12 protein-coding genes and 1 riboswitch are annotated in these 16,765 nt (G+C 51.2%); of the genes, 3 read left to right on the plus strand and 9 right to left on the minus strand.

What is annotated here, in order from left to right:
- Nucleotides 1–34: 34 nt before the first annotated feature.
- Nucleotides 35–136, minus strand: a riboswitch (SAM riboswitch).
- Nucleotides 137–505: 369 nt separating this feature from the next.
- Nucleotides 506–2,140: a hydroxylamine reductase gene (gene hcp / locus ACFWUL_RS05380; RefSeq protein WP_416178030.1), complete on the minus strand. Its 1,635-nt coding sequence runs from the start codon at nt 2,138–2,140 to the stop codon at nt 506–508.
- A gap of 528 nt (nt 2,141–2,668) precedes the next feature.
- Between hcp and ACFWUL_RS05385 the strand changes: the two genes are divergently transcribed.
- On the plus strand, nt 2,669–3,322 hold the full coding sequence (locus tag ACFWUL_RS05385; protein ID WP_297019485.1) for a Crp/Fnr family transcriptional regulator: 654 nt from the start codon (nt 2,669–2,671) through the stop codon (nt 3,320–3,322).
- Nucleotides 3,323–3,746: 424 nt separating this feature from the next.
- Here the strand turns inward: ACFWUL_RS05385 and ACFWUL_RS05390 are convergent, their stop codons facing one another.
- The 7 genes from ACFWUL_RS05390 to dapF form a co-directional block, all read right to left on the minus strand.
- A complete protein-coding gene (locus tag ACFWUL_RS05390) occupies nt 3,747–3,914 on the minus strand; it encodes a hypothetical protein (protein ID WP_297041640.1) in 168 nt (55 codons plus the stop codon).
- 464 nt (nt 3,915–4,378) lie between these two features.
- Complete coding sequence (gene coaBC, locus ACFWUL_RS05395) at nt 4,379–5,575, minus strand: bifunctional phosphopantothenoylcysteine decarboxylase/phosphopantothenate--cysteine ligase CoaBC (RefSeq protein WP_416178031.1); 1,197 nt, start codon at nt 5,573–5,575, stop codon at nt 4,379–4,381.
- Nucleotides 5,576–5,877: 302 nt separating this feature from the next.
- Nucleotides 5,878–6,078 (minus strand): DNA-directed RNA polymerase subunit omega, encoded by a 201-nt coding sequence (gene rpoZ / locus ACFWUL_RS05400; protein WP_297023588.1) that lies wholly within the window; start codon nt 6,076–6,078, stop codon nt 5,878–5,880.
- The gene (gene gmk / locus ACFWUL_RS05405) at nt 6,075–6,722 is read right to left on the minus strand and encodes a guanylate kinase (protein WP_416178032.1); all 648 of its coding nucleotides are present in this window, start codon (nt 6,720–6,722) and stop codon (nt 6,075–6,077) included. Before gmk ends, rpoZ begins: the two co-directional genes overlap by 4 nt.
- On the minus strand, nt 6,722–6,994 hold the full coding sequence (gene remA, locus ACFWUL_RS05410; protein WP_297023584.1) for an extracellular matrix/biofilm regulator RemA: 273 nt from the start codon (nt 6,992–6,994) through the stop codon (nt 6,722–6,724). Before remA ends, gmk begins: the two co-directional genes overlap by 1 nt.
- 12 nt (nt 6,995–7,006) lie before the next feature.
- Nucleotides 7,007–7,897: a YicC/YloC family endoribonuclease gene (locus ACFWUL_RS05415; RefSeq protein ID WP_416178033.1), complete on the minus strand. Its 891-nt coding sequence runs from the start codon at nt 7,895–7,897 to the stop codon at nt 7,007–7,009.
- A gap of 281 nt (nt 7,898–8,178) precedes the next feature.
- On the minus strand, nt 8,179–9,012 hold the full coding sequence (gene dapF / locus ACFWUL_RS05420) for a diaminopimelate epimerase (protein WP_416178034.1): 834 nt from the start codon (nt 9,010–9,012) through the stop codon (nt 8,179–8,181).
- Nucleotides 9,013–9,418: 406 nt separating this feature from the next.
- Here dapF and ACFWUL_RS05425 point away from each other — a divergent pair, with 406 nt between their 5' ends.
- Nucleotides 9,419–11,143, plus strand: a complete 1,725-nt coding sequence (locus ACFWUL_RS05425) for an Rqc2 family fibronectin-binding protein (RefSeq protein ID WP_416178035.1) — start codon at nt 9,419–9,421, stop codon at nt 11,141–11,143.
- 381 nt (nt 11,144–11,524) lie between these two features.
- Nucleotides 11,525–14,344: a heavy metal translocating P-type ATPase gene (locus tag ACFWUL_RS05430; RefSeq protein ID WP_416178036.1), complete on the plus strand. Its 2,820-nt coding sequence runs from the start codon at nt 11,525–11,527 to the stop codon at nt 14,342–14,344.
- 545 nt (nt 14,345–14,889) lie between these two features.
- Here the strand turns inward: ACFWUL_RS05430 and ACFWUL_RS05435 are convergent.
- Nucleotides 14,890–16,212 (minus strand): IS4 family transposase, encoded by a 1,323-nt coding sequence (locus ACFWUL_RS05435; protein ID WP_416177617.1) that lies wholly within the window; start codon nt 16,210–16,212, stop codon nt 14,890–14,892.
- Between the last annotated feature and the right edge of the window lie 553 nt (nt 16,213–16,765).

The following is a 16,765-nucleotide window of genomic DNA, read 5'->3' on the forward strand; positions in this document are numbered from 1 at the left end:
TAAAATAAAAAGCTCTCCGCAGGGAGAGCTTCTTCTCTCATCTGCCAGCAAATGCTGATGGAATTAGCACCGGTTCCTGTCGGAATGGTTGCTGCAGCGTCATAGGGCCAAATCCCTCAGCTGCTCTTGATGAGTCTTAATTCACTTGAGTATTATTATAACGTTAATTCATTGATTTGGCAACTGTTGACAATAGGAATGTATGTTTGAGCTGGAAATGACACATAGGATGAAATGGTTACGTGCAGGTGGCTGAGGTGACTCAAGTGGCTGAGGGGTAACGGGCTCCGCCCGAGGGGTTGGTGTGCCGCATCAATTCATAAAGCGGCACAAATGATGTATTTTGCAGGGAAGCTGCAAAATATAAATTCCGCAGCGCTTCTAAATATTGTGCGCCGCTCCACCCCCTCAGCCACTTGAGCCACTTCGCCGAAGGCGTTACCCTTCAGCCACTTCCACAATATCCATTATCATGCTTATGACACTATACAAAACCATGCCACGATCACTTACCAAAGAACAACTTCATGTCGTCTTCCACGGTGGTGATGCCGGCGATGCCGAAATTGTTGACAAGCACGTTTACCACTGCCGGCGAGAGGAAGGCAGGGAGAGTCGGTCCCAGGTGGATATTCTTTACCCCCAGGTACAGGAGAGCCAGGAGCACGATGACTGCCTTCTGTTCATACCAGGCGATATTGTACACGATGGGCAGGTCGTTCACATCGTCCAGTTCGAAGACTTCTTTCAGCTTCAGGGCGATGAGGGCGAGGCTGTAGGAATCGTTGCACTGGCCGGCGTCCAGGACACGCGGAATGCCGCCGATGGTGCCCAGATCCAGCTTATTGTACTTGTATTTTGCGCAGCCTGCGGTGAGGATCACCGTATCCTTCGGCAGGGCAAGGGCAAAGTTCCGGTAGTATTCCCGGCTCCGGGCCCGGCCATCGCAGCCTGCCATGACGATGAATTTCTTGATGGCGCCGCTCTTTACAGCGTCCACCACTTTGTCCGCCAGGGCGAAGACCTGGTTATGGGCAAAGCCGCCCACAATCTTGCCGGTTTCGATTTCCCTGGGAGCCCGGCATTTCTTTGCCTGTTCGATAATGGGGCTGAAGTCTTTCACTCCGTCCTTGTCGTCGATGTGGCCGCATCCGGGGAAGGAAACGGCACCGGTGGTCCAGAGGCGGTCCTTGTAGCTGTCCTTCGGCGGTACCACGCAGTTCGTGGTCATGAGGATGGGGCCATTGAAGGAGTCGAATTCTTCTCTCTGCTTCCACCAGGCATTGCCGTAGTTTCCGGCAAAGTTTTTATATTTCTTGAAGAAGGGATAGTAATGGGCCGGCAGCATTTCGCCGTGGGTATAGACGTCCACGCCGGTGTCCTTCGTCTGTTCCAGAAGCATTTCCAGGTCCTTCAGGTCATGGCCGGAAATGAGGATGCCCGGGTTCTTCCGGACGCCGATGTCCACTTCCGTGATTTCCGGGTTGCCATAGGCAGAGGTATTGGCCTCATCCAGCATGGCCATACCCTTTACCCCATATTCCCCGGTTTTCAGGGTGAGGGCCACGAGATCGTCCACAGAAAGACTGTCATCCAGGGTCTTTGCCAGGGTTTCCTGGAGGAACGCATCGATTTCTTCACTGTCCTTATGGAGCACATTGGCATGATGGCTGTAGGCGGCAAGGCCCTTCAGTCCGTAGGTAATGAGTTCCCGGAGGGAACGGATATTTTCATCCTTTGTTGCCAGTACGCCGATGAAGGGGTAGGCATCTTTGAAATACTTCTCATCCACATCCCAGTAAGCGGCACGGGACAGGTGGGTGCTGTCTTTCAGTTCGGAAATCATGTGATTCTTCACGTCCAGGGTCTTGTTGATGCGCTTCGTAATGAAATCATTATCAAAGTTGGCATTCGTAATGGTGACGAAAAGGTTCACCGTCACCAGATGGTTCACATCCTGGGGAACGGAAAGGCCTTCCTTTCTCCAGGCCGTAGCCACTTCCGAAAGGCCCTTGGTGGCATAAATCAGCACATCCTGCAGATGGGCGGTATCCGGCTGCTTGCCGCAGACGCCGCCATTGGTGCATCCCTTATTCCCATAGGTTTCCTGGCACTGGAAACAGAACATTTTCTCCTGCATATCTTTTCCTCCTGTATACTTCCTACGACTCTCACATTGGGTACTGTAATATTATAGAATAATTAAGTTCCAAATATTGTTGCCTGTGCAACAGAGAGAGCATATAATGTAAAACAAAGGTAAATCGCAACGTATGAATGGGGCTAAAGGTTGCAGGTGGGACGCCGCTTCGCTGGTCCCACCGGGTTGTGGGTGCTTCGCACCGGGAGCATAAGGTGTCGCAGCCGCCAAAGGCGGCAAATTCACCAACGGCCCCCGCTTTAATAAGCGAAGCAACGTTGAAGCTACAACCCACAACCCCTAGGTCCATCCATATGATTGACCATCATCGCAACCCCCGATTTAAGGAAGCACTGATTAAATTGTTGTCGGATTTCATTCTTGGATTTTTATGCAATGCGAGGAATAGCTCGACGCGAATAGCGAGCTATTTAAGGAGAGCTATGACGAAGCAGTGCATAAAAATCCTTATGAAATCTGACTCTACGAATTAATCAGCGCTTCCTTAATAACTGACTGGAGCCAAACATGGACTACTCACTTTTACAGAGCCTCCCCCTCTTTCAGGGCATGGATAAAGACCGGATACAGAAGATCATTCTCCTATCCGGCTGCTTTATCAAAAATTACAGAAAAGGAAACTATATCTATTTTGAAAACGACCCCATTGACTGTATGGGACTCATCCTCCAGGGTCACGTGTACATGACGAAAGATAACGCATGGGGAGAGAAAACCATTCTCGTCCGCATGGGAAAGGGAGAACTCTTCGGTGAAAACTTCGCCTGTTCCCACAGCCGCAATGCCTCCGTCACCTTTTACGCCCCGGAAGCGGCGAAGGTGCTCTTCATCCCCTACCGGCGCCTCCTCTCCTGCGCCGGGGAAAAGGAAGTACTTCCCCTCATCGAAAACCTGATTTCCATGATGACCGATAAGGCCCAGAAACTGATGCAGAAGTCCTCCATCGTATCCCAGAAAACCCTCCGGGACAAGATCTGCGCCTTCCTGTCAGCGGAAGCGGAAAGCCAGGGCACCCTTACCTTCACCATCCCCTACTCCCGGGAAGACCTGGCAGACTACCTTTCTGCCAACCGAAGCGCCCTGTCCCGGGAGCTGTCGGCCATGGAAAAGGACGGGCTCATCCGGGTCCGGGGACGGGAGTTTGAGATTCTGAAGAAATAAAAGGAAAAGCTGCGGCCTTTGGCCGGGGCTCTGCCTGAGGCAGGGCTATGGGAAGGCCAGGGCTAAGGCTTCGCCTGGGCTCGTAATGCGGCGCACAATTCATGGGGCGCCGCAATTTTTATACATATTCATCAACAGGCAGGCCCTCAGAGATGGAAGTCCTGCATAGGACCCTCAAGCCGGGCCTGCCCCATGAAAGCGCCTTCTTTTCCGGGCCCGGCTGGCCGCTTCGCTTTAAGGTTAGTGTCAATTGGAATGGCAACGCAGCAGCTGATGCACTCGACCCCAATCTCACCAGCGCCACCTTCCCCTCAGCCACTTGAGTCACCTTAGTTCCCCAGCCACTTATCATCGAGTAGGAGGCGGGCTTCGGCCCGCCGACCTCTCACACCACCGTACGTACCGTTCGGTATACGGCGGTTCTTTAGTTTTCGCATTCCTGCTTATGCAAGTCTGCGATGATGTTGTTGTTTTCAGCAATCCTCACATGGATGGGCACTCCGGCATATCCTTGCTGTTCCGCAGCTGCTTTCTGCCAGTAGTCTTCTTTCTGAAGTTGTCTGCCTTTAAGCCCATGGTTGGTTACTTTCATTGACTAACATCTCCTAAAGTTCGGCCCTTCCCAGATGCCTATGAGCCATCTGGTACTATGGCCTCTGCTGACTTCTCACGGCAAATCTTATTTCAACCACAGCACAGCCCAGTAAATACAGCCTTATTCTGCTGTGTCCGTGAGACCTCCCCAGGTAAGAACGCACTCTTTCTCTCCATATATCCGCCACATGTACTCTGCAGGATTCCGTACAGCTATGGGACTTCAGTTTGTCATGCAACCTTATCCATCCTGCCGTAGCCTTATGTGGTTCTTGTACATCGGACCGGAGATTTGCCTGCACCTTCCTTCAGATTCCACCTCACGATGGACACCCTTGGTGTTCGGCTATGACCTTCCCGCTGTCGGGCGGTCTAGGGACTTTCACCCTTAAGAGTGCGCCCATGCTGGGCGCACATGTAATAAAAAAAGACCGTGCTTTCGCACAGTCCTTTTTATTATCCCTATTTCAGCCGTTCCGCAATTTTTTCGATGATAATATGGCCCAGCTCTTCCTTTGTCATCTTCGGATACTGTTCCATGTGGCCGTCTCTGTAGAGGAGAGCGGCGATGTTTGTGTTCACGTTGAAACCGGCTCCCGGCATGGCAACGTCGTTGGCCACCAGCATGTCCAGGTTTTTCCGTTTCAGCTTTTCCTTGCCGTGTTCGATGACGTCGTTCGTTTCCGCCGCAAAGCCTACGAGGAACTGGTTCTTCTTCTTCTGGCCAAGGCCGTAGAGAATATCGGGGTTCTGGGTGAGTTCGATGGTCAGGGTATTGTGGGATTCTTTCTTGATCTTCTGGGCAGCCTGTACTTTAGGACGGTAATCGGATACGGCAGCGGCCATGATGGCGGCGTCGCAGTCTTCGTAGTGGGAATTCATGGCTTTATCCAGTTCCCGGGCGTCGTGGACGTATTCGATCTTCACTCCTGCCGGTACGGGAAGGGCCTGGGTGCAGCTGACCAGGGTGACATCGGCATCTTCCATGGCAGCCGCTTTCGCAATAGCGTAGCCCATGCGGCCACTGGAACGGTTGCTGATGTAGCGGACAGGATCGATATTTTCCTGGGTACCGCCGGCGCTGACGATAATTTTCTTTCCTTTCAGCAGTCCTTTGCCGAAGAGAGCCTTTTCAATGGCTTCGAAAATCACTTCCTGCTTCGGGAAACGGCCTTTGCCATTGGTGTTGCAGGCCAGGTGCCCGGACTCCGGTTCTACGAAGAGGTAGCCATGGGCAGCGAGTTTGGCCATATTTTCCTGGACAATGGGATTTTCATACATATTGGTATTCATGGACGGAACGAAGATAACCTTCGCCTTTGTGGCCATGATGGTGGTGGAAAGCATGTCGTCCGCAATGCCGTTGGCCACTTTACCGATGATGTCTGCCGTTGCAGGGGCGATGACAAAGACATCGGCCAGACGGGCCAGGGCGATGTGCTCTACGTCCCATTTATTGATATTGGCAAACATATCTACGGTCACGTCGTTGCCGGAAAGCTCGCCGAATGTAATGGGAGTGACAAGCTTTGCCGCATTTTTTGTCATAATGCAGTGCACATCGGCGCCCTGCTGTCTCAGCTGGCTTACAAGACCCGCTGCTTTAAATGCGGCAATGCCGCCGCAGATTCCTACGACAATATGTTTATTTTCAAACATGGGAAGATCCTTCCTGAAGTAAAAGTATGATGGTGAGTTGACAGTTTAGTTACGTACCCATGTCGATAAAGGGGGCATAAGGGTTGTGGGTGAACATCGCTTCGCTTGTTCACCGGGTGGTGGGCGCTTCGCGCCGGGGGCGTGAGGTGCTATTGCCGCCAAAGGCGGATGATCCACCAACGGCCCCCGCTGCACCAAGGCGCCAGCCTTGGCATGCAGCCACAACCCGGTCGGGCCAGCGAAGCGGCGCCCAACCCACAACCTTTATGCCCCCTCCATTTGCATGGGCATATTTTCACATACTATTTATCGAACGAATAGGTAATCTTATCGTAGTACACTTCTTCCAGTGCTACGGTGACAGGTTTCTTGTCTTTGGCATCCGGAATGAGGGCCGGAGCGCCGTCTGTCAGTTCGCGGGCGCGAAGGGCTGCCAGGGTAACCAGGGTATACTTGGAATCCACTTTCTTCACAAGGCTGTCAATGGACGGAAAACACATCATTTTAAAGGTACCTCCTTATTGATATATTGTTTGAAAATCGTTTCAATCTGGCCTTCATTGCGGGACAGTTTGCACCGTTCTGCTTCCAGGATGCAGCAGGTCTTATGGACTGCATCTTCCAATTTATCATTTACCACAATGTAGTCGTACTGGTGGGCCATGGCAAGTTCGCTGGTAATCTGGGCCAGCCGCTTCTCGATGACCTCTTCCGAGTCCGTACCCCGATGATGGAGACGGCCGGAAAGAATTTCAAGGGACGGCGGGACGATATAAATAAATACGCCCTTCGGATACCGTTTCTTCACCTGCATGGCGCCCTGGATGTCGATTTCCAGAAGCACCGATTTTCCCTGGTCGATAAGGTCCAGGACATACTTCTTCGGTGTGCCGTAGTAATGGTCGTAGACCCTGGCATATTCCAGGAAAGCGTCCTTTTTTATGAGTTCTTCAAACTGTTCATTGGTACGAAAGAAATAGCTTTCTCCCTCCACTTCCCCTTTTCTCGGTTCCCTGGTGGTCATGGAAACGGAATAATGGAGATTCGGGTAAAGGGACCGGATAGCACTGCAGATGGTGCCCTTTCCGGCGCCGCTGGGGCCGGAGACAACCAGGAGAATGCCTTCATCTTTCTTTTCAGCGCACATTATTCATCCGTTCCTTCGCTAATAATGGAATCTTTGCTCATGAGTCTGTGAGAAATCGTTTCCGGCTGTACGGCGGAAAGGATAATCTGGCCGCTGTCCATGATGAGGACCGCCCTTGTTTTCCTGCCATAGGTGGCATCGATGAGCTCCCCATTGTCCCGGGCTTCCTGGATCATACGCTTTACCGGCGCCGATTCCGGGCTGATAATCGCCATGACACGGGCAGCTGCTGCCATATTACCGAATCCGATGTTAATTAATGAAAATCCCACTTTGATTACTCCTTATTCAATATTTTGGACTTGCTCGCGCAGTTTTTCGAGTTCTGTCTTGATTATTATAACACAGTCAACCACCTCGGTGTCACTGGCTTTTGAGGCGGTGGTATTCACTTCCCTGTTGATTTCCTGAAGAAGGAAATCGAGCTTTCTGCCAATAGGTCCTTCGCTTTCCAGAATGTCATGGAACTGGGAAAGGTGGCTGCCGAGGCGTACCACTTCTTCCGTGTAGTCCACTTTTTCGGAATAGATGGCCACTTCCTGGAGCACCCGGTCCTCATCGACGTCAGCGTCCCGTCCTTCCAGGGCCTTATCGATCCGGGCCTTCAGCCGGTCTTCGTATTCCTTCGCTGCCACATCCTGTTTGGAGAGAAGGAACTGCCTTTTCTCTTCAAGGAAGGAGAGCCGCTGTTCCAGATCCTTTTTCAGATTCTCCCCTTCCTTTGCCCGCATGGTCAGGAGGCCGGCAATGGCTTCATCCATGGCCTTTTCCACCAGGGGCGTCAGGGTTTCATCGGACACCGCTTCTTTCCGGACCGTAATAAATGGCTGGGACAGGGAAAGAAGATCCGAAATGACGGGCCGTTTATTCCGCAGGCCCTTCACTTTTCTCCCTTCGTCCAGTGCCTTCACATAGGCTTCCAGCAGGGGCCGGTCCAGTTCTACGGAATACCGGCTGCCGCCGGCGGCGGGCATGTAGGACAGGGATACATTCACCTTGCCCCGGTGGAGTTTTTCCTTCAATTTCCGGGCAGCCAGATCTTCCAAAGCGGCAGAAAAGTGGTCAGTCCTCATGTTAATTTCAAGGAATCGGCTGTTGACAGCTTTGACTTCCGCTGTCACCGTACCGGCATCGCCAGCTGCAGTACCTCTTCCAAATCCGGTCATGCTGTTCATGGTACCATCTCCATTGTATCAATTCAGTGATAAGAAGGCGCTCCAAACGAATGAATGGTTCGTAAGGGTTGCAGGTGAACATCGCTTACGCTCGTTCACCGGGTTGTGGGCGTTTCGCGCCGGGGCCTAAGGTGGATCTGCCGCAAAAGGCGGCAATCCAACCTTATGGCCCCGCTCGGGTAAGGCGTCAGCCTTACCCAAGCCACAACCCGGTCGAGCAAGCGAAGCGGCGCTTGACCCACAACCCTTATGAACCCTCCGCCCCGTTTGGGACCATAACTTTACAACTTACAGGTTCCTTCAAACACCTTTTCTGCAGGTCCGGTCATGAAGACATGGTCTTCCGGATGGCCGTCCCAGACAATGTGGAGGCGGCCGCCGTCAAGGTCTACGTCCGCTTCCTTTTCCGTTTTGCCGTTCAGGATGGCTGCCACCACGGAGGCACAGGTGCCGGTGCCGCAGGCCATGGTGATGCCGGTGCCCCGTTCCCATACCCGCATGCGGAAATGGTTCTTGCCCAGGGAGCTTACGAATTCCACATTCGTCTTTCTCGGGAAGTGGGGATCTGTCTCCAGGGACGGCCCTTCGCCAGCTACGTTCACCTTTTCGGCGTCATCGACGAAAATGACGCAGTGAGGATTCCCCATGGATACGCAGGTGACATCATAGGATTTCTGATTGGCCTCATTGAAAAGAGGCTGGGAAATCACCGGTCCTTTACCAAGGCCGGTCACTGGAATTTCTTCAGCAGTGAGATGGGGTTTCCCCATATCCACTTTGACCAGACCTGAATTCAGAAGTTCCGGGTACAGGATGCCCGCTCCCGTTTCCACAGAAATCCGCTTCTCCTTCACCAGTCCCAGTTCATGGGCCCATTTGGCAAAAGCCCGGATGCCGTTACCGCACATTTCCGCTTCTGATCCGTCGGCGTTGAAAATACGCATCCGAAGGTCCGCCTTGTCGGAGGGCAGGACAAAAATAATGCCATCGGCGCCGATGCCGAAATGGCGGTCACAGATTTCCACGGTGTGTTTTGTGATTTCTTCCAGGTTTTCTTCAAAGCCATTGACAAAGACAAAGTCATTGCCGCAGGCCTGCCATTTTGTAAAATGCATGATTTCCTCCTATAGTCACAAAGGGCCTGGTAATAGCCCCATTACTTGCTTTAATCACTTTATTTTACCATTCTTTAGAGGAACATTCCATGATGGGATTGATAAGTATAAAAACAGGGCGATGAAAAGTGGCTGAGGTGGCTGAAGTGGCTCAAGGGGAATGGCCTGCGGCCAAGGGGAAGGTGTGCCGCATCAGAATTATATGGCGGCACGAGTTTTATAATCAGCGGCGGAGCTGTAAAATCATTACTTTGCGGCGCTATATGAATTGTGCGCCGCACCATCCCCTCAGCCACTTGAGCCACTTCGCCGAAGGCGTTCCCCTTCAGCCACCTTTCTTTCCCCGCTGTCCCACGGCCTATGATATACTAATTTACATATATATCATGTAATTCAGGAGGTTTATATGCAGATAGACAGTGCTGTTTTATATGTTCTGGTGAAGGAGCTGCGGAAGAAGATCGACTCCTGCCAGGTCCGGCAGATTCACCAGATCGACAACCGTATCATGGACCTGGAGCTTTACTGCACCGATGGGGATGTGGTGAGCCTCATCATCAATACCTACAATCCCCCCATCCTCTACCTTACAGGTAAAGGAAAAAATAAGAAGCAGTATTCCCCGTCCCAGACCTTCTGTATGACCCTTCGGAAATACCTGGAAGGGAGCCGGCTTTCCAAAATCGAGCAGGTGGCCATGGACCGGATTGTGTCCCTGTCCTTTGACCGCATCGAACGGGGCAGTGAAATCATTACCCGCACCCTGTGGCTGGAGCTCCTGCCGGCAGCGCCGAATATGATTCTCACCGAAGGAGATACCATCATTGACGCCTGCCTACGGGGAAAGAAGCTGGACCGGCTGCTGGTGCCAGGGGAAACCTACCATGTACCGGATAATTCGAACCGCATGGATTTCATGAAATTTACGGAATCCGAGCTCCATGAAATCTTTGATTTCAGCAAAAAAGACGAGATCCCCATGGACAGCTGGCTCTTTAAACAGTTCAACGGATTTTCCCGTTTCCTGGCAGACGAGCTGGCTTCGGAAAGTGGCGTTCCTGCCGATAAGAAACTGTCCGATTTCACGGAGAGCGAAGAAAAGAGTCTCCTATCCCATATGACAGGGCTGGCAAGGAAAATCGAAAACTCCGACCATCTGTATCTGTACAGCCGTGGCAAGGGAAAGATGAATATTTCCCCCATTCCCCTTTCCATCCTGGGAGAACCGTCCGGCGAAGTACCGGTGCTTTCTTTCATGGAAAAGGAAGCGGAAAGCGGCGCCGGCTCCATCAGCCAGGCGGTGCAGGAATACACGAAGCAGCTCCACACCCTCATCAAAAGAGAGGAACGGAAAAAGCGGAAAATCCGGGAAGAAATGGAAGAAACCTCCCGCATGGACCAGTACAAACTCTGGGGCACCCTCCTCTCCATTTATGCCTACGAGAAAATCAACCACCAGAAGGAAATCACCGTTTCCAACCTGTTCAAGGATCCTCCGGAAGAGGAAAGGATCCCCGTAAATCCCCTGCTCTCCACCACCGATAACAGCCAGGCCTATTTCAAGAAATACAATAAAATGAAAACAAGGAGCACCATCGGACAGGAAAAGCTGAAGGAATGCGAAGACCGGCTGGCTTACCTGAATGAGACCCTCTACTTTGCGGGCCAGGTCACCACAAAGCAGGACCTGGAAGCCCTGAAGGAAGAACTGAAATCCCTGGGTATCGACAAAAGACAGAAACAGCATAAAAAAGGAAACCGGAAAGCACAGGATCCGAAGATTGAAAGCCGCATGATTGACGGCTTCAGGGTGTACCTGGGCACCAGCAATACAAAGAATGAGTACCTCACCCTGCGGAAAGCAGCAAAGACGGATATCTGGTTCCATGCAAAGGCCATCCCCGGCTCCCATGTGGTTATCGAGACCCAGGGAGAGACGGTACCTCCGGAAACATTGGAAAAAGTGGCTTCCCTGGCTGCCTGGAACAGCAAAGGCCGGGAGTCCGGCAAGGTAGACGTAGACTATACCTTCATCCGGTACGTAAAGAAAATCCCCAACGGCCCTCCGGGACTGGTGAACTACAGCCACCAGAAAACCATTGTGGCGGTACCGGAAGATGTGAAAAAGTGAAAAGGCTGCGGCCTATGGCCGAGGCTCTGCCTGCGGACAAGGCTTCGGCCTTTGGCCAGGGCGAAGGCTGTCGCCTGGGCGTAAGGAGGAAGTATAGATACAGGCCTTTGGCCGGAGTCAATGTGGCGGCGCACAATCCATGGTGCGCCGCCTTTTGTATTACGGTGATTATGGAGCTTAATGCCGTACCGGTGATCTGTCTCAAGCATATGAAACCTTGAGCCCCCAGCAGCCGGAAGTATTTCTCCCGCTTACAGCCCTCTTTACTGCCTGTCCCCACTTGAAAATTTAAAGTGTTTTTCATGGACCGTTTACTCTAAATTATGGGGATGCTAAAATCAAAGTATAGAAATTTACTTACTGTAATAAGGAGGAATTGATATGTCTGATAAAAAAGAGGCAGTTCATGCCCATAACTGCGGCTGCAGCCACTGCCACAGCCACCATCATGAAGGGGTATCCCACGTCCATGAAGACGATTCCGGAAGTGAAGAGGAAGGAGATCCGGCCCATCATCACGAAGGCCCCGGTCATACCCATGATCATGACCATCATCATGACCATGACCACCATCATGATCACGACCATGAGGAGGAAATGCCGGCTCCCCATGACCATTCCCATGATCCGGATCTGGTAAAGTATGCTTCCAATGAAAAAGATATCATGGAAGATGAGAATGAAATCCTCGCCGATGAACGGCGGGCTTTCGGCCATTTCCATGATAAAGGCATCCACCATAAGGCAGGTCACGACAAAAACTGCCACTGCCACGAATGCGTGGACGAGGAAGACTGTGATATCTGCGGGAAAGACCTGGCAGACTGCCGCTGTGATTTTCTGGGGTCCACGTACCACAAGTCGATTTACCATATGGAACACCTGGACTGCATGGAATGTGCCGCCAAGATGGAAGGAAAAATCCGGGAAATGCCCTCTGTTTTCTTTGCATCCATTTCTTTCCGCACCAAGGAACTCCGGCTCATTTCCAAAGAAAATCCGGATACCCTGCTGAAGGAAGTACTGGCAGTGTGCCGGTCGGTGGACGAGTCCGTAGGCATTGTACCGGCGGAAGACAAGAGCGGGTACAAAACAGAAACCTATGAAATCCCCACCCTTGACTGCGCGGCCTGTGCATTGAAGCTGGAAAAGCTCATTAACCGGCAGCCCGGCGTCCTGTCCGCTTCCATTTCCTATGCCACAAAGACCATGAAGCTCACGGCGGAAGATCCGGATGGGCTGATTCCCATGCTCACGGAAAAGTGCAATGAAGTGGAATCCCCCACGGAAATCCGCAAAAAGGTGCGCCCGCCCAAAGGAAAGGCGGCACCGGAAGAGGAAGAGTCTTTCTACAAGGACGAAAGGGTCCATCTCACCGTGGGCGGCGTGATTTTCGCCATCGGCATGGTTCTCCATTACCTCACCGGTTCTCCGGAACTCTACGGCAACATTTTCTTCTTCATTTCCTACATCATCCTTGGCGGCCCTATCGTATGGAATGCATTGAAAAATATCGCCCATGGCGAGTTCTTTGATGAGACATTCCTCATGACCGTGGCCACTCTTGGTGCCTTCGGCATCCAGGAATATCCGGAAGCCGTGGGGGTCATGTTCTTCTACCGCATCGGTGAATATTTCCAGGACCTGGCCAGCGGAAAAAGCAGAAAGCAGATCATGGAAGCCGTGGACCTTCGTCCGGAAGTGGTACAGCGGGTCATTGACGGTGACAAAACGGAAACGGTACCGGCAGAAGAAGCCAAGGTGGGCGATATCCTCCTCATCCGCCCCGGCGACCGGGTACCCCTGGATGGCATCATCCTTTCAGGTTCTTCCCAGCTTGATACGTCCGCCGTTACCGGCGAGCCGAAGCCCATCGCCGTATCCGAAGGCATGGCCATTGATTCGGGCTGTGTGAACATGACCGGCACCATCCGCCTGCAGGTCACAAAAATTCTCTCCGAATCCATGGTAAGCCGTATCCTGGACTCCGTGGAAAATGCGGTAGCCAGCAAACCGAAAATCGATCGTTTCATCACCCGGTTCTCCCGGATCTATACACCTGTGGTGGTGGCCATTGCCCTGGCGGTGGCTCTGATTCCTCCCCTCTTCTTTGGAGCGGACTGGGAAAAATGCATTTACACGGCCCTTACGTTCCTCGTCATTTCCTGCCCCTGCGCCCTCGTTATTTCCGTTCCCCTCTCCTTCTTTGCAGGTATCGGGACCGCTTCCAAAGCAGGCATTCTCTTCAAAGGCGGCACGGTGATGGAAGTGATTGCGAAGGTCAAGGCAGCGGTCATGGATAAGACCGGCACCATTACGGAAGGAAAATTCAAAGTCCGGGATATCCTCGTCCACGGCGGCATGAACCGGAATGAGCTCCTGGCCCTGGCCGCAGGCGCTGAAGTCTACTCCACCCACCCCATCGGCAAGTCCATCATTGAAGCAGCCGATGAGGAAAAGGTGGTCCCTGTTAAGCTCCAAAATCTCCATGAAAATGCGGGCTACGGTATCGAAGGCACCCTTTCCGGAGTCTCTGTATCCGTGGGCAATGCCAAGCTCATGGAAAAAGCCGGAGTTCCTGCCGAAGCCATGGCAGAAATCAAAGAAAACGGAACCCTCGTATACGTTGCCAAAGGAAATACACTGCTGGGATGCATCGTTATTTCCGACGCATTGAAGGAAGACGCCGTTGCTTCTATCAATGAAATCAAAAAGCTCGGCGTCACCCCTGTCATGCTGACAGGCGATAATAAGGAAAGCGCTGAAGCCGTAGCGAAAAAAGCTGGCATCTCCAAAGTCTACGCCGGCCTCCTCCCCCAGGATAAGCTTTCCATTATGAAAGAAATCCGGGAAAAGGAAGGCTCCGTCCTCTTCGTAGGCGACGGCATCAATGATGCCCCCGTACTGGCGGGCGCCGATGCAGGCGCTGCCATGGGAAGCGGCGCTGACGCAGCCATCGAGGCGGCGGACCTGGTCTTCCTGAATTCCGATGTCCGCGCCATTCCTGAGGCCATCCGGCTTTCAAGAAAAGTCATTTCCACGGCCTGGCAGAATGTGGGCTTCGCCCTCTTCGTCAAAATCGCGGTCATGGTCATGGGCCTTCTGGGCTATGCCAACATGTGGGTTGCGGTCTTCGCCGATACCGGCGTGACGCTCCTCTGCATTCTCTACTCCATCAGGCTTTTGAAAGTGAAGCTGTAAGCCATTAAACTGAATGGGGCTAAAGGTTGTGGGCGCTGGCGCGCCAGGGGCATAATGTGGATTCGCCGCCTCCAGCAGCCCGAAAATCTCCGGAATGTTCACTACAATAAAAAACAGTGAAGAACTGCCAATCCGTTCTTCACTGTTTTTTATACTCCTATATGTAATGACCATAGCTTGTGAATAGTTATAGTGTTCTGTCTTGCTGATTTCCTTTAAAGGTGGCGTTATACGCAATGCTAACATTCTCACCTTCGCAGAGCTCACCTCTCCGAAGCGGATCCATCCCCTGCCTTTTGGGCTGTCTCCTCCTCTAAGGGCAATGCTATTAAGTTAAGAGAAAAACGAGCAAAATATGTCTTTTAGGGATGCAATATTATTGTGAACTTGCCATAAATTCTCCATTTTTGCTTTGCCTAAACAACCATTTTTACATCAGTTATTTTTACAAGTTAGATTTTTGCATGCGAAAAGAACCGAAAATTGCGGATTTTTTTCGGATTTATCCGTGATAATAGCTTGGGTATCTTAGTTGACAATATTCCTTAGAATCCGGTAGGTTTTCCCTCGAAGGCATGGACCTTCTTTTCAATTCTTCCACGGTCGTAATGCCTGTTGTGAATGATAGCTACTTTGTAGGCCTCGAGTCGCTTAGTCAAATTGAAAGAATTCGCCTGCTCTTCCGTACAGAATAAATAGTGCAGGCAGGGCAGGACTCCTGCTTTGAAATTAACCTTGTACCGGTACTTGTGGTGTGCATCAATTTCCTGAATAGGAATATGGTTTATGATGGCTGCAACACAGTTATACAACGTAAGTGCCGCATACAGTTCCATTTCCTGATAGAGCAGGAACTTGGAGTGAAATACGATGGCTCCTACTCCATATTTCAAATGGCGGAAAGCTGTTTCAACCTGCCAGCGCTTTCTGTAAATACATCCAATCTCCGAGGCAGAAAATGACCGGATATCCAGGTTGGTAAGGTAATACTGGACATCCCCACTTGGCGAAACCGAGGACACGATGCGGATTCTCAGCATCATATCTGTCTCAGGCCGGAACTTTTCACTGGATTCCTTATGATAGATTCCTTTGGCACTGCGCCTTACATGGACATTGATTGTTATTTCTTTGTTGGTGATGCCATCCGGGAGATTAAGCCCTTTGGCTGAAAGAATGCCTGCACTCGGACCTTTTGCCCGGATGACGTATCCAAAACCCATTTGAGTAAGCAGACACAGGACCTGATAGCCTTCATAACCACGGTCACTGATGATGACCGTATCCTCGGGTTTATAGATAGGATGCTCTTGGGACAGTATTTGGGCCAGCTCCAGAAGTTCGCGCTGCTCATTGCATGACAGCTTTGGTTTAGTCGTAATTGCCAGATAGAGATGGTTTAGAACGTCATAAAAAGCATTTACATGATCCATATGGTACTGTGGCCTCCCAAATGGACTGCAGTCATCTGGAACAGGTAACACTGGAGTAGGCATGGGCGAATCTGAGCCATCGCAGGCGATAAGGAATTTGCCATGGTATCTCTTAAGCTCAAGTAACCGGTGCAGGTCCTTGAGGACATTCCTGAAAATGGTGGTAAAAACTTCCGTCGTGAGTTTCTGCCGCTGCTGAATGAACGCAGAAGGAGTTGAGTCACCAAATTCATCCATCTCAATGAAATTCTTGAAAAGGATATCTGGCAAGGTGCCGGTCTGCATCTTATACATAACTAAAAGAATACGTGCAATAGGCCATTTCCGTACCCGGGTAAAAAATCTGGGGTTAATCCCATACAACTTGGGATTGTCAATAACATGTTGAACGTGGCTCCTAAAAATTTTTCTGACTTGCTTTTCAAAATTGATCATAACAAATCCTCCTTGTTAACAATTGGGGTGGTTCCCTTACTAACAGGCGGAGCCTCAAATTTTTGAGGATTTGTCAAGCCTTTTTTTGATGTTTTTATATTTTTTTGTAAACCTAAGCTTTTTTTAGACACAAAAAAAGCACACGTCGTTATAACGTATGCTTGTGTAAAACGCTTAACTGAATAGCATTGCCTCTAAGGGGGGCACTCTTTTACCTATAGGGCCAAGTGCATTTATCAAATTTTTGATTTCGTACCTATTATTGTTTATGACATAGCAAAAAACAGTGAAGATTTCCAAAACGGTTCTTCCCTGTTTTTCTTATGTCCATAAATTATTAAAAGACCATAGCCAGTGAATAGGCCAGAAGAGTAGCAATCACGGCCAAATATGGCGCTGACCTGTCCAAAGGGCGGAGGCTTTACCACAAAAGGGAAATGGAGTATTTAGTGCCGCCGAAGGCGGCTTGTGCACCTTATGCCCCCGGCGCGCCAGCGCCCACAACCCGGTGGGGCCAGCGAAGCGGCGCCCCACCTACAACCTTTAGCCCCAT

This window comes from Dialister sp. (assembly GCF_047832375.1).
In the GTDB taxonomy this organism is placed as follows: Bacteria; Bacillota; Negativicutes; order Veillonellales; family Dialisteraceae; genus Dialister.

Excerpts from the sequence above, each read along its gene's own strand:
- hcp (WP_416178030.1), bottom strand. The coding sequence starts at position 2,140 with ATGCAGGAGAAAATGTTCTGTTTCCAGTGCCAGGAAACCTATGGGAAT.
- ACFWUL_RS05385 (WP_297019485.1), top strand. The coding sequence starts at position 2,669 with ATGGACTACTCACTTTTACAGAGCCTCCCCCTCTTTCAGGGCATGGAT.
- ACFWUL_RS05390 (WP_297041640.1), bottom strand. The coding sequence starts at position 3,914 with ATGAAAGTAACCAACCATGGGCTTAAAGGCAGACAACTTCAGAAAGAA.
- coaBC (WP_416178031.1), bottom strand. The coding sequence starts at position 5,575 with ATGTTTGAAAATAAACATATTGTCGTAGGAATCTGCGGCGGCATTGCC.
- rpoZ (WP_297023588.1), bottom strand. The coding sequence starts at position 6,078 with ATGATGTGTTTTCCGTCCATTGACAGCCTTGTGAAGAAAGTGGATTCC.
- gmk (WP_416178032.1), bottom strand. The coding sequence starts at position 6,722 with ATGTGCGCTGAAAAGAAAGATGAAGGCATTCTCCTGGTTGTCTCCGGC.
- ACFWUL_RS05415 (WP_416178033.1), bottom strand. The coding sequence starts at position 7,897 with ATGAACAGCATGACCGGATTTGGAAGAGGTACTGCAGCTGGCGATGCC.
- dapF (WP_416178034.1), bottom strand. The coding sequence starts at position 9,012 with ATGCATTTTACAAAATGGCAGGCCTGCGGCAATGACTTTGTCTTTGTC.
- ACFWUL_RS05425 (WP_416178035.1), top strand. The coding sequence starts at position 9,419 with ATGCAGATAGACAGTGCTGTTTTATATGTTCTGGTGAAGGAGCTGCGG.
- ACFWUL_RS05430 (WP_416178036.1), top strand. The coding sequence starts at position 11,525 with ATGTCTGATAAAAAAGAGGCAGTTCATGCCCATAACTGCGGCTGCAGC.
- ACFWUL_RS05435 (WP_416177617.1), bottom strand. The coding sequence starts at position 16,212 with ATGATCAATTTTGAAAAGCAAGTCAGAAAAATTTTTAGGAGCCACGTT.